Origin of the sequence: Dokdonia sp. Hel_I_63, from assembly GCF_007827285.1 — a bacterium.
In the GTDB taxonomy this organism is placed as follows: domain Bacteria; phylum Bacteroidota; class Bacteroidia; order Flavobacteriales; family Flavobacteriaceae; genus Dokdonia.
Window position 1 is genome coordinate 3,384,727 of sequence record NZ_VISD01000001.1, and the last position, 23,230, is coordinate 3,407,956.

19 protein-coding genes and 1 tRNA gene are annotated in these 23,230 nt (G+C 32.2%); 6 read left to right on the forward strand and 14 right to left on the reverse strand.

From position 1 onward, the window contains the following. Position 1 precedes the first annotated feature (1 nt). The 9 genes from JM84_RS14940 to JM84_RS14980 all read right to left on the reverse strand — a co-directional run bounded on the left by JM84_RS14940 (position 2) and on the right by JM84_RS14980 (position 14,437). Complete coding sequence (locus tag JM84_RS14940; RefSeq protein ID WP_144785018.1) at positions 2-715, reverse strand: recombinase family protein; 714 nt, start codon at positions 713-715, stop codon at positions 2-4. Continuing rightward, positions 715-1,014, reverse strand: a complete 300-nt coding sequence (locus JM84_RS14945; RefSeq protein WP_144785020.1) for a hypothetical protein — start codon at positions 1,012-1,014, stop codon at positions 715-717. The genes JM84_RS14940 and JM84_RS14945 overlap by 1 nt, the downstream gene beginning before the upstream one ends. 85 nt (positions 1,015-1,099) lie before the next feature. Next, positions 1,100-2,143, reverse strand: a complete 1,044-nt coding sequence (locus JM84_RS14950) for a hypothetical protein (RefSeq protein WP_144785022.1) — start codon at positions 2,141-2,143, stop codon at positions 1,100-1,102. Positions 2,144-2,161: 18 nt separating this feature from the next. Continuing rightward, complete coding sequence (drmB, locus tag JM84_RS14955) at positions 2,162-4,264, reverse strand: DUF1998 domain-containing protein (protein ID WP_144785024.1); 2,103 nt, start codon at positions 4,262-4,264, stop codon at positions 2,162-2,164. Next, positions 4,264-8,172: a helicase-related protein gene (locus JM84_RS14960; protein WP_186439136.1), complete on the reverse strand. Its 3,909-nt coding sequence runs from the start codon at positions 8,170-8,172 to the stop codon at positions 4,264-4,266. Before JM84_RS14960 ends, drmB begins: the two co-directional genes overlap by 1 nt. Positions 8,173-8,174: 2 nt before the next feature. Next, positions 8,175-9,941, reverse strand: a complete 1,767-nt coding sequence (locus tag JM84_RS14965) for a nuclease-related domain-containing DEAD/DEAH box helicase (RefSeq protein ID WP_144785026.1) — start codon at positions 9,939-9,941, stop codon at positions 8,175-8,177. Next, on the reverse strand, positions 9,942-12,692 hold the full coding sequence (locus JM84_RS14970; RefSeq protein WP_144785028.1) for a hypothetical protein: 2,751 nt from the start codon (positions 12,690-12,692) through the stop codon (positions 9,942-9,944). Continuing rightward, on the reverse strand, positions 12,685-14,241 hold the full coding sequence (locus JM84_RS14975; protein WP_144785030.1) for a DNA cytosine methyltransferase: 1,557 nt from the start codon (positions 14,239-14,241) through the stop codon (positions 12,685-12,687). The genes JM84_RS14970 and JM84_RS14975 overlap by 8 nt, the downstream gene beginning before the upstream one ends. Beyond that, positions 14,234-14,437: a helix-turn-helix transcriptional regulator gene (locus JM84_RS14980; protein ID WP_144785033.1), complete on the reverse strand. Its 204-nt coding sequence runs from the start codon at positions 14,435-14,437 to the stop codon at positions 14,234-14,236. The genes JM84_RS14975 and JM84_RS14980 overlap by 8 nt, the downstream gene beginning before the upstream one ends. Positions 14,438-14,563: 126 nt before the next feature. Here JM84_RS14980 and JM84_RS15530 point away from each other — a divergent pair, with 126 nt between their 5' ends. The 5 genes from JM84_RS15530 to JM84_RS15535 all read left to right on the forward strand — a co-directional run bounded on the left by JM84_RS15530 (position 14,564) and on the right by JM84_RS15535 (position 18,798). After that, a complete protein-coding gene (locus tag JM84_RS15530; protein ID WP_144785034.1) occupies positions 14,564-14,767 on the forward strand; it encodes a DeoR family transcriptional regulator in 204 nt (67 codons plus the stop codon). Positions 14,768-14,777: 10 nt separating this feature from the next. Further along, complete coding sequence (locus JM84_RS14990) at positions 14,778-14,996, forward strand: hypothetical protein (RefSeq protein ID WP_144785036.1); 219 nt, start codon at positions 14,778-14,780, stop codon at positions 14,994-14,996. Between the two features lie 254 nt (positions 14,997-15,250). Further along, entirely contained in the window at positions 15,251-16,630 is a 1,380-nt protein-coding gene (locus JM84_RS14995) for a hypothetical protein (protein ID WP_144785038.1), read from the forward strand. A gap of 350 nt (positions 16,631-16,980) precedes the next feature. After that, positions 16,981-17,148, forward strand: a complete 168-nt coding sequence (locus tag JM84_RS15420) for a hypothetical protein (protein ID WP_186439137.1) — start codon at positions 16,981-16,983, stop codon at positions 17,146-17,148. Between the two features lie 30 nt (positions 17,149-17,178). Then, on the forward strand, positions 17,179-18,798 hold the full coding sequence (locus JM84_RS15535; RefSeq protein ID WP_409994610.1) for a recombinase family protein: 1,620 nt from the start codon (positions 17,179-17,181) through the stop codon (positions 18,796-18,798). On the opposite strand, the gene JM84_RS15005 is transcribed toward JM84_RS15535, so the two are convergent. Then, positions 18,758-18,830, reverse strand: a tRNA-Met gene (locus JM84_RS15005). The genes JM84_RS15535 and JM84_RS15005 overlap by 41 nt on opposite strands. 163 nt (positions 18,831-18,993) lie before the next feature. On the opposite strand from JM84_RS15005, the gene JM84_RS15010 reads away from it, so the two are divergent. Continuing rightward, positions 18,994-20,550 carry a hypothetical protein gene (locus tag JM84_RS15010; protein ID WP_144785040.1) on the forward strand — a complete coding sequence of 519 codons (1,557 nt, stop codon included), beginning with the start codon at positions 18,994-18,996 and terminating at the stop codon, positions 20,548-20,550. 4 nt (positions 20,551-20,554) lie between these two features. Here JM84_RS15010 and JM84_RS15015 read toward each other — a convergent pair whose 3' ends face one another. From JM84_RS15015 to JM84_RS15030, 4 genes are all read right to left on the reverse strand, one after another. Beyond that, on the reverse strand, positions 20,555-20,911 hold the full coding sequence (locus tag JM84_RS15015; protein ID WP_144785042.1) for an STAS/SEC14 domain-containing protein: 357 nt from the start codon (positions 20,909-20,911) through the stop codon (positions 20,555-20,557). 69 nt (positions 20,912-20,980) lie between these two features. Then, complete coding sequence (locus JM84_RS15020; protein WP_013751183.1) at positions 20,981-21,160, reverse strand: CPXCG motif-containing cysteine-rich protein; 180 nt, start codon at positions 21,158-21,160, stop codon at positions 20,981-20,983. A 51-nt stretch (positions 21,161-21,211) separates the two neighbouring features. Further along, positions 21,212-22,546: a TolC family protein gene (locus JM84_RS15025; RefSeq protein WP_144785044.1), complete on the reverse strand. Its 1,335-nt coding sequence runs from the start codon at positions 22,544-22,546 to the stop codon at positions 21,212-21,214. Further along, complete coding sequence (locus JM84_RS15030; protein ID WP_144785046.1) at positions 22,546-23,229, reverse strand: hypothetical protein; 684 nt, start codon at positions 23,227-23,229, stop codon at positions 22,546-22,548. Before JM84_RS15030 ends, JM84_RS15025 begins: the two co-directional genes overlap by 1 nt. Position 23,230 lies beyond the last annotated feature (1 nt).

Below are 23,230 nucleotides of genomic sequence, written 5' to 3' on the forward strand. Positions count from 1 at the left end.
TTCAACATTTTCTATAGAACCTTTGCACCTGTATAGCGTGAAACTGCTTACCATTTCTGGTAGTATACTGTAGTGTATTGAGTTTGTCTGCTATTTGCTGGAAAGTAAGTCCTTCTTTACGAGCAGAGCAAATAATATCTTTAGCTTGGATGTTTGCTTTATTGGTTCTGGCGTTTTCCTTAATCTTTTCAACTCCTAATTTTTGGTATTCACCAAAACCATTGGGGTTACCCAAACGAACTTTACCATCTATCATCTTCATCTGAGAACCATCTTTATTTGTATAATCACCTTTGGCTATTTTTTCCTTCTTGACTCTGAGCGCATCTTTAATCCTAGTGGAGATGACCGATGCCTCGTGTTCTGCAATGACTGACAGCAATTGGATGGTAAGTTTGTTAGCTTCTGGATTATCGCAACATACAAAATCGATACCACCGTTAAAGAGAGCTGAAGTAAATTCTACATCTCTTGAAAGTCTATCCAACTTTGCAACAACCAGAGTAGCTTTTTCTTTTTTAGCTAACTCAATAGCTTTGTATATTTCTTTACGCTTCTTTTTACGGGTTCCTGTTTCAACTTCAGTGAACTCACCTATGATTTCACCTTTGTTTCCAGTATGATTGAGTACAGCATTTTTCTGAGCTTGAAGACCAAGCCCAGATTTTCCTTGCTTTTGAGTACTTACTCTATAGTATGCTACAAATTTCTTCATTAAGCAGCTTCCTTACCCTCTATATAGTCTATTATATCTACTAGCATATCACAGTAAACACCGTGACGAACTTTTACCACCTCAACATCTTCATTTATAAAAGTAACCGTGTACTCATCTAAATATGTAAGTTCTATAGTAACCCAACCTTGATGCTTAAGCCCATTTACTTTAAATCGTAAACCACCTTGAAATTCTTTTGACTTTGGGAGTGCCACAAAGTTTCTAGCTCCCCAAGCCATAAGTGCCATTCTATCTAGATATTTAATTTGTCCTAAAATAATTTTTGCGATTTCCATAATTCTGATTTTTTGCCTTTCAAATTTTATAAAGTACAAATAACCAGGTTTTTATAACAAATTGCAAACATTAGTTAGCGAATTGTTATAAAACCTCTTTTCTGTATAAAATGATTAAATCACTGTAATGTTTCAGAATTATTTCTTTCTGGGAATTTAAATTCGAAGCAACTTCATCCATACGCCTATGGCATTCAGTCCAAGTTTCACTTGGATAAGGCTCCTTCATAATAAAATACCTTTCATTTTGAAGAGTATCAATTCTCAATTCTTCTGTAATTGTAACACCATTACTCTCTAATTCGAATAAAGATGGTCCTGAACAAATATTGTTAGGCACATTAATATCTCGGTAGCACAATGATGGAAATAAATCTAGTTCATGAACCAGCTCTCTCGTTTTATTATTCAAATTTTGATTTAAAAAATGATTAATAGATTCTTTATAGTAATTGACTAACTTAACCCATTTACTATGCATATGGTTATTGTAATACAAGTTAGTAACTACGGTGTTTAAACTTTCAGTCAATTGGCTCTCTGAGATTATTTCTTCTATTTTACTAAAAACTATTCTATCCTTCTTTTTAAATTCATCTGAAGCGTGCCTCTCTAAAATACCTTCATAGTCTTCAAAAATAGAGGTGATACCAATCTGTAAAATTTTAACTAGCGAATTCTTAGATTTTTCTTCTTTTCTATTGAAACTTGTAATTCTATGCGCCCTAATATCAAATGGCAACATTTCATTTGTTCCGAATTCAGTGTTATTTACACAAATAATTCTTTCCCAGCCAAGGCAATGAATCGCATAACCTAGCTCAATCAATACATTTGGATTTGAAGCAACTCTTCTATTTAGACTAGGGTTTATGTAAGAATTATTTATTAAACTAACGTCACATATAAAAATATCACACTGAGAAATTTTATCAAATATTGTTTGGGCTATTTGAGGACTACCACTTGTATTTCTTGTATCTCTATCAAAGTTTATTTCCAAAGAAATCTCCTCTGATAAACTCCTTTTAACTTTTTTTATAGCTTTCTCAATAGAACTAGATATGGAATTACTACTCTTTTTCTTATCAGATTGCCAAGAATAAAATACCGTGTAGTGCTTACTCATTTAATAATTGTATTTATTTTATTGCGAAAAAAGACCAATTTTAGGGTTACTCAGCGTACCAATTAGCATTCCTCTATCCAAAAACTTGTTCATATTACAACAACTAGTTTCTGGTAGTAGGCAACAAGAATGACAAGCTCCTAAATTTACTCCCATAAAACCTTTCCCACTGGAATTGTCCAAGCACAAAGGGTCTGAACTACACCAAGATGCTTTACCCAGTGCTTTTTCAAATACATTACTTAAAAATGTAGGCTCTCCTTTTTCTACTAATCCTCCAAGTGTTCCTTCCGAATCTGAAGTACTGGTATAAATTAATATACCATTCATATTCGGTTCTTCTAGATTACCAGAATATATTATCTCAGATAAAGAAGAACTACCATATCCACATTCAATTGATAATTCATTTATCAAAATATGACTAAGTGTATGAAGTAATATATACCTAGCAGTTAAAACCTCATCTGCTTCTAAACCAAATGAAGTCCTATATTCATTATTATTTCTCTCTATAACTCTAAACCTTTCCTTAACCTCTGGTTTATTTTCCCATTCATTAAGAATTGAATCATTAAATTTGATAAATATTCCTTCTCCACGAACTTCAGTACAGGGTAACGTATTTGTAGTTGATTCACTTCTAGGGTCCTGTATTCTATCCAATTCAGCTCTTCGCCTTCCAGTAACATTTTCTGGGTTATCGAAGATTAAGTCTTCAAACATTAATGGCTTAATCCTAGTAAAACCCCTAAATATCTTTAACTCCTTTATTTTATCAAGTAATACTACTTTTTCAATTAAGTTAGGCAAACCTAGTTTATAACTTGAACCATCTACAATTCTCGAATCGTACCATTCGTTCTTTTTTGAGAGTACGTTTTCATTTAAAAAACAATCAAACTCTTGCTTTCTAAGTTCCTGAGCCGTTAACTGAACTTTTTCTTGTTCGGAATCTTCAAAATACTTTCTGACAACTAATTCAGCTTCTTCCAATGAATAAGGCAAACCTTCAAAATTTTTCTCAAAACTCATTCTGAAGTATTTTAAAAAATCTTCAACATCATTAGGCTCTAAAATGTCATCCAATTTCTCTTTTATTCTTATAATTTTTAAGACTATATCTTCAGGTAAATTGGGAGAATAGCCATCTTTAGGAAGACTAATTCCTTTGTATACAATAGGGAAATAAAGATTTCCAGCACCTCTCAGAAGGGTTCTAGGGTACTTTGCTAATTGTACTTTTTTTACTTCATCGCTGTCTTCTAATGAATATGGTGGATAAATTAAATTTTTAATTTGATACCTTTTGTAGTCTTTAATTCGTTTTCCAGATGAGGTAGTTATAGTTGAGTTTCTTCCATACCAAGGCTTAGGCAACTTGTTTTTCACATATTGCATATAATCACCAAAAGGCTCTTTTAAGTCTACAAATGTATTTTCTTGGTCAAATATTTTTTCGAGAGTCACAGAGCCAAGAATTTCGTTAGTGTCTCTATGCCTGGTCTCTAGTTTAATATTTTTTAATGTTGCTGAATTTCCAGAACTTTTAAGGTAGAGTTTGTTTCCTTTACCAATTTCATCATACAACTTGAGTCTTGTGTGTATGTACCAATCAAATGGAAAATCATCAAGATGACCACCTTCTGAAGCTATTATAAACCTTACTGGTATTAACTTTCTCTTACTGAAATTTGGAGAGTCGAAACCAGTAAAAGTTTCGTCGACATTTTTACCAGCTCGATTTCTTCTATCTAAATAATTATCTTCATTTTGTTCTAATTCTCTTGCATCAAATAATTGTCCAGTTGCTGGACATTGTAAAATTGAAGGGAATCGAATTGATTGAATTTTTGCTTTATTTATAGAATCTGTTGTTGGAGCACTAACAAAGCATTCTACACTAAAAGCTATTGCAAGTCTATCATCATCTATTCGGTTTGCTGGAGACTCAAAATTCTCTCCCCAATACACTGCATTATTATAATGTTCATCTCTTCCCATAACTCCTTTTTGAGGTATATCATGAGATAAAATCAACACTGATAATTCAGGAAAATCAGCTATAGCTCCTGGTCCATAAGTATGTATCGTTTGAGAAGTTCTAATTTCTTGTTCCATTAGTCTAAGTAGCTTTTTATTTTGATTTTAGCTGAAGTATCAACATCTCTAAGTGATGTCATTGCAAATAACATTTTACCTCTAGTCATGTGATGGTCTCGGTATTTTGCATCAAGGAAAAGTCTATTATTTAAATTCTCTTCAGATAAAGAATTGTTCATTATGTCTTTAAATTCAGTGAAATTAACTGAACCTAAATTTTTCCATCTTTCTTCAAGTTCCTTAAATAAATCCTTAATCTCATTAACTTTTTTTTCCGTTAGTTTTTTATTATCAATGTCAAGAACCTTTATTATACTTAGATATCTATCGATTAACTTTTGTTGAATCTCAAATAGGCACTTCTCTGCATCTGTATCGAAGTAAGCTGTGTTTTCATTTTTGAAATAAAAACCTCTCATTAAGGCAATGACAACAGAATCTAGGGTTTTTTCAAGTGCAGGCAATGAGAAAGGTGTCACACTTGTAGCTTCGACATACTTATAATAAGCTTGGTGGTAATCTTTAAAGTTTTCATAATGTGACCTATCTCGATTTTTAGCTTGGTTATAAAGTGTTAATACTATCCCTGGTGATTGCCTTCCAACACGTGAACTTGCTTGAATGTATTCAGCTGTAGTTTTAGGCTGACCAGATATAGACATAACATTTAGTCTTGGTATGTCAACACCAACAGCAATCATATTAGTCGCTAAAGCAACCTTCACAGGGTCATCATTAGTGGCTTGACTGCCACCTAAAACCTTCTCAAATAATGGATAGCATTTGTTGTATACAATATCAACTTTCTCTTCTTCATATGGATGAGGTCCAATTTTTTCACTATCAGAGAACTTAACCAACTCTTTTATTTTCTCCCAATGGTTGTTAAAAACAGAAATCCAATTCCATTTATATTTTGCTTGCTCTAAATCATTTTTTGTATTTATTCCTATTGAGCTAAGAAAATTTACAATCTCATTATTCAAATCAGTTAACTGTAACCTTGTATTCTCTAATCTATCTAAACCAAAATTAATTTCATCAGAAGTCATCTGACTTGATAATTCAACTATTCTATTTGGATTATAGGAAAGTTGCATATTCTTAAAATGTTTACTTAAAAACTTTCTGTAAGCATTCATATCATCTTCTAATAGTGTTCGATATTTGCCAAGCTCTTTTACAGTATTAAAATATGCTAGTAAAGTATAATAATTATCTAGCTCACTATTTTTACTGTCATTCATAATATTCACTCCTTCATACAAAAGGCTATCAAGCCTTAATTTTGCAGTCGTAGAGGTATTTCCGCTTGCCATGACCCCTAAATAAAGTCTTCCATTCTTATCTTCTGTCTTTTTTCTAGAGTAAAAAGAATCATCAATATGCACTCCAACTGGTGGAAATTGTGAATAATGCTTTCTATCATAAATTTTGATACATTGTTGTTTAGCGTTTCGAACAGTAGCAGTTGCGCCAACAATCTTTGGTTTTGAACCTTGGAATGAGGTTAATTCATCAATAGCAAATTCGAACAGGCTGTAAATTGTTCCCAATGAAGAACTAATTAAATGAAGTTCATCTTGGACAATTAACGATGGAGGAGGACAGTATCGTGAAAAATCATTATTAAAATTGAATAAACGAAAAACCTCTTTTTTCCACGATAACTGAGCATACTTATCAACTGTCGAAAACAAAAGGGTTGGCCTATGCCTATAAACATCTTCATCAACATAATATATGGGTAATGAAAATTCATCTATTTTTTGTGATTCTAACTTATTTAATAGAAAGTCTTTATCAGATAAATAAAAGTGACATTTAGAGTTTGTGCAGTGCGTGACAAAAGGGTTAAAACTATCTTTACTGTGTGTGAAAGGCTTTCTTTTTAACCTGTTCTTTTTTTGATTATACCCCCATTTTCCTGAGATTTCTTGCATATTTCCATCTACAGAACGTAACTCTTTCACTAATTTGTTACCACAACATGGACAATTAAATACTGGAGGCGCATAGTCATGTGTGAAGCTATTGTTTTTATTTTCAACATTGGCTTTATAAGCTTCAAGTAACTCATTATTTCCAGGAAAGTCTCTTGAACCAGAATGCTTATTGGGAAAAAAAGACCCTCCAACCCATAATCCATTTGATACCCTTTCAGTTCCATACAAATCGGAGTTTTTGTACCTAATAAGCTCGCAAGCACAAATTAATATATTAGCTCTATCAAATTGTTGCTTATTCAACATTCGAAGAGTATATCGCATCATTACACTAACACCACTTACTTTACTCTGGGATTTAAGACGCTCAAGAAAAATAGTAAAAGATATTAGACCTAAGTATGCTTCTGTTTTACCCCCTCCAGTCGGAAACCATAATAAGTCAATAGTTTCTCTATCCTCAGATTCTGTATCAACAATTCCTTCTATTTGAGATAAAATAAAAGCCAATTGGAAAGGTCTCCATTTTGCTAAAAACCAACTACTAGATGGTTTTTCTTTTGGTATAGATAATTTTCCTTTTTGCCATATTGAGCTAGAAATAGAATCGTAAGGTATTTTCTCAAAATCAGGAAGTAAATCATCTAATTCATTTGAATTGCTAGAAGGAATAGTTCTTTTTTCAGCACTTCTATGTTTAGCAAAATCTGACATGACTCGTTGCATAAACATTGCCCTATTAGCGTCCAAAAACGCCCTTAAAACGTTTTTATCCTCTAATAAATCAATACCTCTGTTCATTCGAGATAATAACTTAGAACATTTCTCAATTATTGAAGATGAGGTTTTTGAATACTCTTTGCTAATAGATTCTTTAGTTAGAGAATCGTTTTGTTCAAGAATCCATTTTTCATAGATTTTCGTAAAACTTTTTAAGTTAGATATTAAATCCGATGGACTAAATGAAGAGTCCAAATCTGATAAATTCTTCATAAACAACACATCATCCCAGCCGTCAAGTTCCACTGGATTAAAGTCTACTCCATTAATTTTTTCACTAGGTATAATTGAGCTTTCAACCCTGCTAACAATATCTTTATCGTTTGACCAATTACTACCACACCCATGACCCAAACAATAATTTTTATAGTTTCGGTATAAAAACTTGAGTTCAATTTCCTCTTCACTTAAAAACTCTAGCTTCGTATTATCTGGAAATGGCACGAAACCTAAAGATGAATCAATTATTATTTTTGGCTGAAATAGACAACCCTCTCTTGATTTAACAGAGCCATTAGTAACTTCTTTTGTATTAATTAAAGATACTGTAACTATTGTTTGATTTTCATCAAGCCCATGTTGCTTACGTTTTATTATTTTTATACTTACGTTTTCTTCTTTACTAGTAACACCTAATAAACTACCTTGACTACTAACCTCCCAAATAATTTCGGAATTTAGGTCACCAATAATTGAAAAATCAGAGACGTTAATTTCTAATAATAAAGAGATAGGCTTTCTAGTAAACTTAGAATCCGAATTTGATTTTACTTCATTACTGCTTGTGAAATATTTTCCAAAATCAACATTTATTTTTATTGTAGCCTTTTCATCAACTATAGATGAGATAGCCAGTGAGGAGGGATAAAATTCAGTAGTCAATCTTAAATCTTCTTCATCGTCATCTTCAATGTTCTTTCTCGACTTTCTCTTAATTTTAACCTCATCGGTAATATCACTTTCCATAGAACCCTCTTCTTTTGAGTCGTCTCCATCTTCAATTCCCTCAGGATTAAACAGTGAAGCTTCCTCTTTTGATTGAGGAAAAAGAATACCTGTAGAGTACATATCCAAAGGTGAGAATGAGATATTTTCATTTTTATCAGGCTCTCCGTTCTCATCAATATGAAAAGGTCCCAAATACGTTCGATTAACCCATTCTGATATTTCGTCTCTTATTTCTAAATTCGTTTTGCTCATGTCTAATTCATTGCTTGTATTGCAAGTCTTGTTTTATTATCCTCTTGAAAGAGTATAGTTAAGCCCAGTTTTGCTCTAGTGTAAGCTACATATAGCAAAGACATATTCTCTATTATTTCTGGAGAATAATTGAGTACTCCTGCTACCAAAATAAAATCGTTTTCTAACCCCTTATAACTATGTATAGTCGAGATTGACACCTTATTTTTTACTTTATGACTATTTTCATTTACCTGATTGTAATTTAACTTTGAAAGCTCTATAATTTCTTTTAAAATAGAATTATTAGGTGTTAAAACTGTAACCTTAGAAAAGTCAACACCATCTTTCTTCCAATTATCAATTAGCCCTTCTATTTCAGAGACCAAATCTTCTGTAGTCTTATAAAATTTTGTTTTTGTTTTGAAAGGAATATCTTTTCTACGGCAAGGAATGCTGTCCAAACCGCTATGCCTAGATGCGACATTGATTATATCTTGGTGATTTCTGCAATTAAGAGGCAGTGTATTCATTGTAGTAGGATATTGTGAAACAAAAAGTTTAAAAAACTCCTCATCAAAGCCATCATAAAATCCTTGAAATTTATAATCAATAAAAATGCTCCAATTTCCAGATTCAATACCACCTTCTAAACTTAAGAAAATTGAATCTAAAATGTTCTCTTTAAAAATATCTTGTCCCTCATCAATAACAATAAAATCATACATAGAAACATTTAGAGAACTAAACCAGTACTTGAATTGGTTTGGAAGTAGTTCCGTCCAGTACTCTGTTAATGAACGATTACCTTCAGGTAATAATGATGCACTTTCTAAGTAGTCAAAAAGATATTTATGAACATTAAAAACAGTAATATCTAGGTTTTCGAAGGAACTAAAATATTTTTTTATTTCAGCAGATAGATTCTTATTGAAACAGAAGAATGCTACTTTCTTTTTTTGATTAGCTTTTCTTAAAATTAATTCTTTCGCTAGAAGTGTTTTTCCTGTTCCTGGACCTCCAGAAATAATAAAGCCTCTATTCGAAAAAAAGTCTACAGAGTCCAAAACTTGATATTGCTCCTCCGTGTATTCTATTATTTTATCATTCTGGTCATCTAAAACTTTATTCAAAGGAATTTCAAATATTAAATCCTTCCGAAACATTTTCCTAATGTTATCAACTCCCTTAAGACCAATCCCCGAATAAGTTCTATTATTATATTTATCATGAGACTTCCAATATGATTTTAATCTTTCAATATATTTTACAAAGTTCTTTGGAGAGCTATGGTCTGCTGAGGTGTAAATAATCTCAGGGTCATATTCTATTGTCTCGTAGTTGAAATTATCAGATTTTCCTGTTTTTTTACTCAGGTCAAAACTTTTCACATCTGGAAACATAACTCCATAACCAAATATTAACTTGGACCTATACTTTTCGTTCGGGTAAAATTCATTAATTAGATTATCTCTAAAATGAAATAAATAGTCTGTTACCTGCTTGAAAGGCTCTCCTCTTTTTGTACCCCCTAAAACCCACCATTCATCTTTTTCACTATCATACCTTACAGGTCCTCCTTTAGATTCCAAAAAGAAAATAAAATTCTCATCTAGATAGACAAAATCTACTTCTCCAACCAATTTCCTTTTTACATTGTGACTTCTTAATGAATGAAATAGATACCGCTTTAAGTTATTGTCGAAATACCCAGACTTATTTGCAAGACTATATATTTCTTTTTCTCCTTTGTTAGTGAAATCGGTTCTATATTTAGGCAGTATTGGCATCTATTCTTGTTGTATCATTAGAATTTCTTTTACACTTACAACTTCGTTCAATCTTTCGATTATGTTCTTGAGCTCTAATTCATCTATTTGATGAGTCATACCATGATTTTTATAAACATGATAGAGGTAAATTTGCTTATGAAGTTTTGTTCGAAACTTAGCCACCCAATCTGTTGCTTTTAATATTTCCTCTTTTTCAAACCCACTAGTTTGAGAAAACTCATCTTTTTTAAACAAATCAATAAGTTTTTCAAGGCAGTCTGGATAAATTGTTAACCCTGTTACCCATCTGTCAACCGTAGGATTAGTAACATGAATATCATTTGAACTTAAAAATCTATTTAGTGACGTGATATAACCACCAAGCTCCTCGTATTTACTTATCAAATCAGTCCTCCAAGAAGAAGAAGCCTCATGATACTTATTTAATTTTTTATACTTGTCCTTTAGATAATTAAGTAACTCATTAAAATCATCATTAAAACGACTCATAACGAATATCTTGTCATTTAGTTTTAATTCAGAGGCACGCTTCTTTATATCAGAACCAGTTTCGCTACCATCATTTAATAAGTAAAAGAATTTTGTTTGGGGCACTCTTAAATAGCCGTCTTCAAAAAGCAACAGTGTATTTGCAGAATTTCCTGAAATTGATGAACCTTCGTTTAGTTTGAAATTATTATTCCTAATTATTTTATTGATAACAAACGAAAAATCGAACTCATTCTCATCAATAGAATCGACATCTTCAACATTGGATTCTTCTACGATTTCATCTTTGTCAACTTCAGTTTCTTCATCAAAATTGGCTATATCATAGGTATGGTCGATATAATCATCTACATTGAATTCAATTTTGTTATTATCTACTAAGTATTCTTGATTTTCTAAATTTAGCAACAACAATTTATTGTCGAAGTCAGACAAGTCAGATATTACTGGGGTAAACTTGGAAAAGCAATATTTAAAATACCCCAACTCCATTTTAGAATTAAGTATTACAAATTGCTTTTTGCAATATTTTGTCAAGAAGAGGGATTTAGTAATTTTTCCAGAATAAGTAAGAAAAAAAACATACTTATATTTTCTAGTATTAAGGTATGCTGTATCATCAAGATGCAAAAAAATACTGTCTAACCCAGTTTCATTTAAAATAGTTTCTTTAGCATTTTTAGCATCTGATTTGTTATCATTTTTACTTATAATTAAAATCTCTCCTTTTAGTTCTAATCTCTTAATCACATTAATTATTACAGAAACTTTACTTTGAAAGAAAAACCTATTATCTATTAACTTAGATAAATCTTCCACCTTGTTTTTGTATGAAGTATAGTTAATACGACTAACAAGTTCTGTTAACTTCTCTATATAATTACCATAATCAATTTTAATTAAACTACTGTCAAAAAAACTATTTAACCTATCAAATATTTGATAACCAGTTTTTACAACATTTAGAAGTTCACTACTATAATTTATATCATTTGTAGAACTAATTTCTTCTGTTAATTGCCTTGATAACATTTTAAATATAGACCAATAATCATGGTGACAACTATTAGTTACAGGTAAGGTTGTAAAACTTGATTTTTCAATAACCCCTCTAGAATTCAAACTAACCCTCTCTTTGTGATTAATTAACCACGGATAAGTCTCCAATCCAAAATTTTCTAAGATACTATTATAGTTAAAGTGATAATCCTTCTGCAAAAAGTATACATCCTTTATTACTGAATTTGACTGAGCAACTTTTAGTTCTTCTGTAAAATCTTTAAAATCTGCAAAATCATTTCTCGATTCCTTTTTTATAATAAAGTCGAAATCGTCAAAGATTAAAGTATTTACATGGTTCAAATTTAACTCTTCAAGAATGACTTCCCATCCCAGATAATATTCCGAAGAGCAATAATAAATTATTGGCTCTACGTTGTCAACTCCTTCAGATTTGATTGAGAATAGATTATCCCTTGAAATTTTAATTTCTACTATAGGAAATTGCTCAGTAATAGCTAAATCTCCTATTTGAATGTCTTTTAGTAGCTGACGATATTTAGCCTTACTGGTAAACAACAATACACCAGAAGAAGGTTTAACATTTAATTTAGTTCCAAGTTTTACTATGTCCTTAATGTCAACTTCAGAATTAGACTCTCCTTTAATCTTGTCTAACTCAAAGAACTTCTTATTTGAATTAATGAACTCATTTAAATACAATTGTAGTCCATCTACCTTAACTAAGATTTCTTTTGTATTTATAGATTTGGCTCTCGATAGAGTACTAAGTATATTCTGAAGTGTTGGTGCTATTTTATTGGGATGTCTTTCGATTGACTCAAGAGACAAGTGTATTTTATTATTTCTATCAAGTTTTACTTTTAACCCGTTAAATCGCCAATCTTTATTTAAGTATTTAAAGCTCTTAGGAAACATCTTCTCAACTTCAGAAAGCATTGAATCAAGTTTCGAAGTATCCATAGATTCTTCTGAATAATCTTCTTTTATTTCATTGTAGACTTTATAATAATTTGATATACCAATATAAAAAGGTAAGAGCTTTTGCTGTTTACTTCCTTCACGAGTATAGAAGGAAATAATTCTATTATGTGTGTCTAAAGTATTAGTAAATGCAAGAAATGGAGTAAGAAGATTATATAAAGTGCCTTTTAAGGGCTTATCATCTATTGACACCCTTAAACTATCAATTTCCTTGTAGGAATTCCTAATATATGCTATTAAATCTCTATTAAACATCTAAAATTTTTAATACTATTTTACCTATTTGATAAGCGAGATATGGAGGAACAGCATTTCCTACCTGATGATATTGCATTGTCCTACTTCCTCTAAAAAGATAATTATCAGGAAATGTCTGTATTCTAGCAGCTTCACGAACAGTCAAACTTCTGACTTGTGTTTTGTCGTAATGAATAAAATAATGACCATCCTTCGATATATGACTAGTAATCGTTGTTGCTGGCACTCCTTTTTTCTGAACCCTAAATCTATCAGCAAAATTTCCTGATTCAGCACTACTATGGTCAGGCAAAAGCTTATTTCCATATTCTTTAAAGTCTCGCATCCTCGGGAATTTTTTATATCTGTCCGTGAACATTGTAGAAAACATGTATCTTTTTAAATCTTCAGTTAGATGACTTCTGGATTTGTGGTTTAAAACACCTTTAAGCTGCTTATCTATGTACCAAGATTGATGGGCTATTTCTTTTCGCTCTTGATTTAGGTATTCCAAATATTCACCACCAGTACCGTAATTTGAATTGTTTAATTCGAAATTATCATCGCCATTAAAACCATTTAACTTTACTAACTCATTGAGGTTACTATTCATCAAAGTCCTCCAATTAACTTCTGAATCTTTGACTTTTTTATACTTTCTTACACTTTTACCTTTTTGATTAATTTCATACCGATAAAAACTTCTATTTAATCCACTCCTAATTTTAGGTAAATCGGATATTACATCTTCTATATTTATGCTTGGAGAATGCTTCTTTAACACAGTTGGTTTAACTTTAATATCTTCTCTGACACCAAGCAAAATAACTCTGTGTCGTTTTTGAGGAACTCCATAGTCTTCAGAGTTAATTGTATAATCTTTAGGCTCTTTTACATTTTCTTTCACCAAAGAATATATTCTATAATTATTGACACCAGTACCCTTAATTATTTTATACGGAGCTGATAAATCTTCAAGAATCATATCAAAAACACTCGCTCCTTCAACTTTAGCTGACAATAATCCTTTGACATTTTCCATTACAAAGACAGATGGAGAATGCTTAGCAATAACCTTTAAATATTCTTTATACAAATACACCCTATGGTCTTCGCTCGAAATACCACCAACTCTAGACCTTCCTGCCATAGAGTATGCTTGACAAGGAGGACCACCTATAAGAACCCATTCATCATCATTTTCAACAATGCTTTTTATTTTTGAATCAAGGATTTCTTCAGAATCTTTACCTAATTCAAATTTCAGTGCTTCTTCTGATGCAACCTTATACTGTTTTGGATAAGTTCTGAACAACTCTTCAATTTTCACTTCTCTTTCATCAATACTATTCAGTGATATTGCGTCATAATATTGCTTTGGCAAGCTATTCCTTGCAAATTGCCTACAAAAACTTCTCAGCAGAAGAGTTTTATGTGCGGATTCATCTTTTTCTATTGACAAACCAATTGAATACCTTCTTTTATTGTTCTTTGTTATAGATGAGAATCCCTCAGCTAAACCGCCTGGTCCCGCAAATAGGTCTACAATTTTTATAGTTTTACTCATTAGCATTACCTCTCTCTTCTAATAAATCTTTAACACTGACTTCCAATATTTCTGCTATCTGATACAACACCTCAACACTAGGCTGTCTTCTGTTTGCTACATAGCTGTTTACCATATTGTAGCTTTTATGAAGCTTTTCAGCCAGCCACGTTTGTTTGATGCCTTTTTCTTCTAAAACAAGTTTAATCCGATTCATTGGGTATCACTTTATAAGTCACTAAAGATAAAATTTATATCTCATTAAATGAGGTATGTGAAATTATTTTCGATTAAAAGTGACTTTTCTGTTTCACGTGCATATTTATTATAAACAGTAATAATTATGAGAAAATTTAAAACCTATTACAGCACCACAGATATTATGGAGCTGTATAACATTAGCGAAAGAACTATAAGGTATCGCTTGGTTGAACTAGTAGATAAGTACAAGGGTAGACCAAGCATTTTATCTAAAAACAATAAAAAATGGAGAATCCACAATAGTATAATCGAGCAATTTGCTCCGAAAAGAAATAACAAAAATTAAAACTAAAACTATGTACGAAGTAACAATAGAAACAATCGACTTTATGCCTTTGCTAAAACAGCAATTAATAAATTATAAAGGCGTAACCTATGGTAATGATGCTGATTATTCAAACTATTCATTGGTTGAAGAGTATCATTACCTAGATAGAAATAATCTACTAAATGAATTACACAAAACTGAATGTATGACCTCACCTTTGAGATTAGAATTAAAATATGGGGTCTGATAAGTCTACATCACCGCTCTTACCATAGTGGTGCATAAAAGCTCTATTGCACGCCTTCAGTGTTCCAAATAAAATTTATATAGAATTTTACGTACGGGCACATAGGACGTGCAATAATGACTTTATATTAGCTACAGGTAGTAAAATCCATATTTTGACCAATTACAGTCAGAGAGAAAAATATTTTGAAAAAAATAAATTTGCTTAAATAGTTAGGTTACCTGCAATTGAGATTTTATTATTTTGCAATACCAATGACCAAGAAAAAGTACAAGAAATATAAAACACTATATCTTCCACAAGTTATAGTTGAGGCAGTTATCGCTAGTCATCAAGTTAGGCTAAAAGAATTTGAAGAAGTTCGAATAGACACTTGTCTTGACATAATAAACAACATTTTGGAGAAATCTAGTTTCAATAGAACAGCAGACAAATCCAAAGATTTATTTGCAATGATGTCATCAAGATATTTGAAATTGAGATATAAGAATAGCTACAAGATTCATAAAGACTTCTTATTCTTAAATAATTTAATTTATCTAGATGAAGCTTTTAAGGATAATCCTTCTAATTTCTATTTACAGGATAATGAAACTTATTTGAGAATCATAAATAATATTTCTAATAATATAGAATATATATCCTATTGTATCAGAAATAATATAGAATTATCATTATTAGATACTGTAAATACTAGTGTTACAGAAATTCAAAAAAATAGGATTTTTAAAAGTTGGTATCGTATAAAAGTATTAATAGATAACAAGAATAAAAGTTTTTTTTCAGGTGATTATAAAGCAGATTCTAATTTTATAAACAATGCTCCAACTCGAATTAAAAAAATGGGTAGCCACTTCAAAAACAACTTTAAACTAGATTCTAAAAAAGCAATTGAACACACGTTAAAACAATATCGGTCAGAGCTAAAAAAGGCTTCATCAGATGAAGAGGAAAGAAAGGCATACAATCGTTCACTAGCTCGTATGAGCTCAATTTTTGCTATTAGTAATGGAAAAATAAATAAGTCTCTTAGATTTAATAGAAATCCAACTAACAAAAGACTAGATACTAATCTAACGAATATGGCATCCGACCTAAAACCCTTCATAATTGGTTGGGAGAATATGGTTTACTTGGATTTAAAGAACTCACAACCTGTTTTATTCAACGTAGAGTTAAACAAACGATATGAAAGAGGTTCAGATACTTTAAAAGCAGAAATTGATAAATACCGAAGAGCAACTTTTGCTGGAAAGTGGTATGAAGAACTAATGCGAATCTATAAAGCGGATAGAGACAGTTGTAAGGATATTTGGATGTGCATTGCATACTCAAAGAACAAATCTTACACGGGCTATAAGAAGCCATTTAAAAAGGATTATCCTGAAATATATAAAATTATTGAAACCTCAAAAGTCACAAACTACCAAGACTTTGCTATTAAACTACAGAAATTAGAAAGTAAAATTTTTATTGATAAGATATGCAAAGAGCTTGTAGATGTTGGGATAATACCTTTTACAGTACACGATGCTTTGATTGTCCAAAAGTCTGAACAGCAAGAAGCTCTTAAGATTATGACTAAAGTTTTGACCGAGCACCTTGGTGACACACCTAAAATTGCGGTTGAATAATTATTTTTTGGAGAAATATCAATTTTAGGTTGGCACTCTATTCTTTTTTTTACTACAATTGCCTTAGATACAACAGAAAAGCTTTTTTCTGGACTTTATCTCAACTGATAGCTCATCGGTTGCTCAGATGCTTATAGGGTTAAAAACCTATTTCATCTCTAGTTTATAAATTAATCTATTATTATTTAGAACCACCCATTCCTACTGAATATGTGGACAGGATTTCTTTTGTCAGATTTCAAATAGATTTCCAAAGTCGAGCCCGCATCGCATAAGTGTTTAGCATCGCTGGAGACTATAAAAGAATAACCTTGCTCACAAGTAGCAAGGCTTTATTAATCTTTTAAGTAATGTTTAATGAGAATTGTGCTTACGATGACAGTATTGCCAACAAACTCACTATTGAAGGACTAAGAAAATATGATGGTTTAGAAAAATTAAGTGACGAAGAGGCCCTTGAAATCATAGACGGGCTTTATAAATTAGCTATGATAAATGTAGAATTTTATAATAATTAAAAAATGGGATTAGAATATTTCAATCAATATATGGGAACCAATCCCATCGACAAAAAAATTAATCATAATGTATGGTCATATACTAGAGTTTCTAGCAAAGACCAAGAATTAAATAAAAGCTTAGCATATCAAAATGATGATGCAATAAGATTAGCAGAAGAGAGAGAGTTTATTATTACTGAAGATTTTGGAAATACTTACGAAAGTGCCAAAGGAGACTTTACGAGAAAAGAGTTCTCGAAACTGATAGATAGAGTTAAAAAAGCAAGAAAGAAGCCTCACGCTATTTTAATATATAAGATGAATAGATTTTCGAGAAGTGGTGGTAATGGTATTGCTGTAGCCCAAGAATTGGTGCATAAATACGGTGTACATTTAATAGAAACTAGCTCTGGCATATCAACTGAGACAGAACAAGGAGAATATCAAATTTGGCAAAAATTATTGAGAGCTAGAAAAGAAAATATGGAAAGACTCGAGCACACCATACCTGGTCTCAAAAAGTTTGTCAAGGAGGGGCTTTATTTAGGAAAACCACCTGTTGGGTATACACTTTATGGAACTAAAGTTAAAGACTTTAGCAATAGAGCTACCGAACAAAGAATGGAGATAAATGAAGATGGTAAACTTTTAATAAAAGCTTGGAAAATGAAGGCTAATGGAGAACGTGATTATATCATTCGTGCATTTCTTGAAAAGAGAGGTTTAAAAATGTCTAAACAAAAGATGAGTGCAATGTGGACTAAACCAACCTATTGCGGAATATCTACGAACAAGTTCCTAGACGAACCTATAAGAGGCAATTGGAAACCAATTGTTTGCCAATCAGATTTCAAAAAAGTACAAGAAGTATTAGCTAGTAGCTCGAGAAGCAGTGGTTACAAAGTAGAAAAAACTAATGTAGATAGACCTTTAACTGGATTTATATTTTGTAGTGAATGTAATAGGAAGCTAACTAGCTATAGCGTCAAGAAAAAGGGATTACACTATTATAAATGTCAATCTTGTAAAGGAGTAACATTGAATGCCAACAGCTCTAAAAAATCTATTAAAGTTGGCGCACATAATATGCTTACTGACTTGATGCTTACTTACAAGTTAGAAGACAAGCTTATCGCTCCATTTAAAGAGCAATTGAAGCGAGTAATCAAGAACAATAGTAATGAAGAGTATGAACTCCAAGAAGCTCTTTTAAAACGTCAGAAAAGTGTTCAAACCAAAATTGATAAGTTAACCGATATGTTAATAGACGAGTTGATAGATTCAGGAACTTTCAGACGTAAAAAAGACACCCTAGAACAAGAATTAGAGGAGATAAATAGCGAACTTAACATTGACGCTAAAAAAATATCTAACCTCGAAAAAATGATTGATGATTCTGTAGAATTATCTCAAAACATCAATGTTTACTGGGAGTCTGGAGCGTATGAAGTAAAAAGAAAGGTACAAGAACTAGTGTTTCCAGAGGGTTTGGTCGTGAACTCCGAAAAAAGGCAATATCTAACCAAGAAAGTAAATCGTTTATTTGAGCTAAAAGCAAGTATAACAAGGGATACGAAGGGTGCTAAAACGAAGAAAGTCAGCAAAAATGCTGACTTGTCTTCTCTAGTAGCGGGAACTGGACTCGAACCAGTGACCTTCGGGTTATGAGCCCGACGAGCTGCCTACTGCTCTATCCCGCGATATATGTTCCAGTAACACGTTTCTTGATTAGGCCATCAGTACTGCGTTAATTGGAGTGCAAATATACAACAAACTTTTCCTTATTACCAAATCACAAGGCGCATATTTAACAAGAAATCACAAACTTTTTTCTCAGCGAATACTGCATACTATATTTAACCTATGAATAAAAAAACAAGAACAATTCTCATCTCGCTGGTAATCTTAATACTAGCAATACTTACAGCTCAAATTCTTATAAATCGAGCTGTAAAAAATAAAGCAGAATTCTTTTTAAAAAATAGGCTGCCAGAGCATTTTACTGTCTCATATAGTGATATAAATCTAGAAAGCTTCTCTGGAACTATCACTATTGTAGATCCAGAAGTGCTTATTCAGAACAAAACGGATACCATAACGCACACAATCGTTAAAGCAAACTCATTTACAATTGAAGATGTAAGCTATTGGAGTTATCTAGTGAATAAAGAAATCAACATAGAAGATATTAAACTTAATGGCGCAGCAATTACATACAGCAAGCATAAATTCAAAAAATCAACAGACACGGTAAGAAAACCTCTTGCAAAAGTTTTTAAACCTATCCTGGTTGAAGAGTTAAGTATAGATAATGCCTCATTGACAATTTATGATGGAACAAAAGACTCAATATCCGTTAGCGTAGGAGATATCACCTTAGAAATAGACGACATCTATATAGATAGCAAAACTCTTTCAAGAAAGATACCTCTAGATTACTCGGACTACAATGCTAATGTTTCTGATATATCTCTAAAAGTAGGCAACTACGAACGACTCACTCTTGAAAATTTTACCATAACTGATAGAAAAGGACGTTTCAACAATATCACACTGAATACAAAATATAGTAAGTCTGACCTCTCAAATATAATCCCAGTAGAAAGAGATCACTTTAATCTAGCAATAGCAGCGATTGAAATAGACAATCCCACTTTTGGATTTGAAAATAGTGAGTTATTTGCAGGAGCTAACTCAATTACCATTAGCAAGCCTACTTTAGAGGTTTATAGAGACAAGCTAGTTACTGACGATAATAGTTACAAGCCTCTTTATAGTAAAATGCTCAGGGATGCTCCTATTAACCTCCTAGTAGATGATATTACTATTAAAGATGGCAGTATTGTTTATCAAGAAAAATTAAAAGATGATAATCAAGGAGGGCGCATTGAATTTTCTGCTCTTAATGCATCTATAAACAAACTAGGAAACACATATCCCGCTGGAGATAAAACAGCCTTAAAACTCACCGCTACTTTTATGGATAACACTCCTATTGAAGTAGATTGGTCTTTTGATGTAAATGATAAAAATGATCTTTTTCTATTTAAAGGAAGTATGGGCAAATTACCAGGAGAACAGATGAATCAATTTACTGCTCCCAATCTAAATATTAAACTTACAGGTGAAACTTATCAAACCTACTTTACTATAGAAGGTAATGTTAGCAAGTCTACCATAGATATGCGCATGCAATATGACGATTTTGAGATTGAAATAATGCGTAAAAGAGGGAAAGGCATTAATAAGTTACTATCTAAAGTTGTAAACCTGTTTATTAAGGAAGATAGTGATGACAAACCTACAGATTTTAGAGAAGGCTCTGGTGAAACAGAAAGAGACACAACAAAGTCATTCTTCAATTATCTTTGGCTTAACCTCAAGTCTGGTTTAATCGCAACACTAGCAGGTAAAGGGTAAACTCTTATTTTTTCATAACCCAGCATAAAGCATCTACACGTTTTTTTGACGGGAAAGCCTTTACGTCTGAGGTCATTAGTAGGTCCTTGAGACGCACTACTCGGCGTATCCACGATCTGTTAGATACAATCACTAATCTATTGATACGCTTAGCATAAGAGATATCAAAAAATGTATGGTCAATAAATGCTCTTATCTCAATCTCATCCACATCATCATCTTCAAGGTAGATATTGATTTTATCGTGACTTTCAAGCTTTTTCTCTATCGCCGCCTTAACTTGATTAACACCATCTTGAGCTATTTTGTTTTCATAAACAAAGCCTAGGGTGTCATCTGCGATATTAAGTTCTATTATCATAAATTATTTATTGATAGAAAGATAAATATTTAATAAATAAAATATAACGCCCAAATGTAAGAAAATGGGCTATTGTTCAATGTCTATAGCAGAGAATGAAGTTAAAGTTCCATCCTCAAAACCTACTTGTAATTCAATAGGGTTACAACAAACCTCACAATCTTCTACATACACACTACTTATGGATGGATCTAAGAGCATAGAAATCTCTTCCCAACAGTAAGGGCATTGAAAGAAATGTTCGTACATGACGATCTAATTTATAGAGAATTACGCTTTCGCGAAAGCGCTACCTACGTTTTAAAAATCTACATTAAGCAATTGACCTGTAAGCTGTAATAATTGTATCTCTGCAAGCTTTGCTGTATACTTTGCAGCGTTCTTGGTAGTCTGCGCATTAAGAAGATTTAATTGTGCTTGACGGAATTCAATACTAGTAATTTGACCTAACTTAAAACGCTCCTCAGACCTATCAAAGTTTGCTTTACTCGTAATTACATTCTGTTCTTGTAAGTTATAAATTGCAAGTGCATTATAATAGTTACCCTTTGCATTTGAAATATCACGTTCTACTTGTTGCTTGAGTTGCTCTTTGATATACTCTTGGCTGTCAAGTGCTATTTTAGCATTCTTAATGCCTACTATAGAACTACCTCCATCAAATAAATTCCATCGTAAGGTTGCCCCCGTTTGAAAACCAGTAGATGTACTCGACGCAAGAAAGTTAGTCGCAGGAAAATTCCCTTCATTCCACCCATAACTACCTGTGATTCCCACAGTGGGAAGTAAAAGTGATTTAGCCTGCTTTATCTGGTAATCACTAATGATTATATTTTGTTCTGATTGCAAAAGCGAAATGTTATTTACAGTCCCTTCATTAATATACTCTTCTATGCTTATAGGGTTTATAAAAGCAATTGTAGTATCTGCCACCTTCAGGTCTTCTAGCTCTCTTGCAAGCACCACATTAAGATCACGCTGTGCATTGCGCAGCTGCTGTCTTGCGTTAAGGATATTTGTACTATCGGTTACGATATCTACTTGTGCATTGAGGACCTCAAGCTTATTTACTTGCCCGTAATCAAATTGATATTGCGCTCTAAGCTCACGTTCTTTTGAAATTTCAAGTGCATTTTCTAGCACGCCCAGATTTTCTTCAACGCGTGCAACTTCATAATACACTGTAAAGAGTTGCACCATCACATTCTCAATTGTCTCTCTAGCCTGCAGCTTAGATAAGCCATATTGTTCCTTAAGACTCTTGTAGTTATAATACCTCCCTAAGCCATCAAAAAGTGTATAATCTAGATTTACAGATGCGTTGTACCTTGTCGTCTCTGCTCCATTTACAGATCTTGATGTACCATCTTGAAAAGTAGCTTCTTGATTATCTACATTATAATTTATACCCGCTGTAGTGCTTATTGTAGGTAAATACCCTGTATTTAAAATCCCTGTATTATTTTCGGCAACTGCCACTTGATTGTTAGCAAGTAGAATCCCAAAATTATTCTCAAGCATAGTACGTATCGCCTCTTCCTTAGTAAGTAAAGAAGTTGGAGTTTCTTGAGAGTACGCTTTTGCGAAAGCGAACAACAAAAAAAATACTGCTATATTTTGTACTGAAAGTTTCATTATTGATTCCTTAAAATGTTATGCAATAGCGCTTCCATCGTGAGTTTTTGAACTAAATTGTGTGGTGAAGTACGCATAATCTCAATCTCGCCAGCACTTAAAATAAGCTCATCTTCACCCTCTTCTTCTAGTTTTAAATCGGCTGTATTAAATGTTTGCTCATCCTTAATATCACCTTTTTTGATGGTTACAGTGTCTCGCTGTTGTACAAATAAAAATGAGTTATAATCTAAGAAACGATTAATACCTCCTAGCATTTTAAATCCAATGAGACCCAAACTTATCATGAATACATACGTGAATAATTTTGTGAGCGTAAATTCATTACTTCCAGTAAAAATAGCAAGTAACAACCAGCAATGAATGAGCCCTACAAGTGATAAAATCACTCCTACAACAATAGCTGCTATGTCCATTAACTTTGCTCCAGAAGCTCTGCGTAAGGTGATGGCGCCTGTATTTTCGTCCATAGTATACATGAAACCAATATCCTTTAAGTAGTCAAGGTTATTTATTGCAACCTCTTTTTGATTGATTTGTGACTGTAGCTCATCTGTAGGTACGGCTATAGAACGCTTGTCTATCTCGTTAAGTAAGTTGAGCTTTGCCTCGTACGTAAGTTTATCGCTTTGCTCTAGCACAGCTAGTATCTCACGGTGGGTATGATTTTTATACAAATTCATA

Excerpts from the sequence above, each read along its gene's own strand:
- JM84_RS15535 (WP_409994610.1), top strand. The coding sequence starts at position 17,179 with ATGGGAACCAATCCCATCGACAAAAAAATTAATCATAATGTATGGTCA.
- JM84_RS15010 (WP_144785040.1), top strand. The coding sequence starts at position 18,994 with ATGAATAAAAAAACAAGAACAATTCTCATCTCGCTGGTAATCTTAATA.
- JM84_RS14960 (WP_186439136.1), bottom strand. The coding sequence starts at position 8,172 with ATGAGCAAAACGAATTTAGAAATAAGAGACGAAATATCAGAATGGGTT.
- JM84_RS14975 (WP_144785030.1), bottom strand. The coding sequence starts at position 14,241 with ATGAGTAAAACTATAAAAATTGTAGACCTATTTGCGGGACCAGGCGGT.
- drmB (WP_144785024.1), bottom strand. The coding sequence starts at position 4,264 with ATGGAACAAGAAATTAGAACTTCTCAAACGATACATACTTATGGACCA.
- JM84_RS14990 (WP_144785036.1), top strand. The coding sequence starts at position 14,778 with ATGTACGAAGTAACAATAGAAACAATCGACTTTATGCCTTTGCTAAAA.
- JM84_RS14970 (WP_144785028.1), bottom strand. The coding sequence starts at position 12,692 with ATGTTTAATAGAGATTTAATAGCATATATTAGGAATTCCTACAAGGAA.
- JM84_RS15020 (WP_013751183.1), bottom strand. The coding sequence starts at position 21,160 with ATGTACGAACATTTCTTTCAATGCCCTTACTGTTGGGAAGAGATTTCT.
- JM84_RS14995 (WP_144785038.1), top strand. The coding sequence starts at position 15,251 with ATGACCAAGAAAAAGTACAAGAAATATAAAACACTATATCTTCCACAA.
- JM84_RS15420 (WP_186439137.1), top strand. The coding sequence starts at position 16,981 with ATGTTTAATGAGAATTGTGCTTACGATGACAGTATTGCCAACAAACTC.
- JM84_RS14965 (WP_144785026.1), bottom strand. The coding sequence starts at position 9,941 with ATGCCAATACTGCCTAAATATAGAACCGATTTCACTAACAAAGGAGAA.
- JM84_RS15015 (WP_144785042.1), bottom strand. The coding sequence starts at position 20,911 with ATGATAATAGAACTTAATATCGCAGATGACACCCTAGGCTTTGTTTAT.
- JM84_RS14940 (WP_144785018.1), bottom strand. The coding sequence starts at position 715 with ATGAAGAAATTTGTAGCATACTATAGAGTAAGTACTCAAAAGCAAGGA.
- JM84_RS15530 (WP_144785034.1), top strand. The coding sequence starts at position 14,564 with ATGAGAAAATTTAAAACCTATTACAGCACCACAGATATTATGGAGCTG.
- JM84_RS15025 (WP_144785044.1), bottom strand. The coding sequence starts at position 22,546 with ATGAAACTTTCAGTACAAAATATAGCAGTATTTTTTTTGTTGTTCGCT.
- JM84_RS14980 (WP_144785033.1), bottom strand. The coding sequence starts at position 14,437 with ATGAATCGGATTAAACTTGTTTTAGAAGAAAAAGGCATCAAACAAACG.
- JM84_RS15030 (WP_144785046.1), bottom strand. The coding sequence starts at position 23,229 with ATGAATTTGTATAAAAATCATACCCACCGTGAGATACTAGCTGTGCTA.
- JM84_RS14945 (WP_144785020.1), bottom strand. The coding sequence starts at position 1,014 with ATGGAAATCGCAAAAATTATTTTAGGACAAATTAAATATCTAGATAGA.
- JM84_RS14950 (WP_144785022.1), bottom strand. The coding sequence starts at position 2,143 with ATGAGTAAGCACTACACGGTATTTTATTCTTGGCAATCTGATAAGAAA.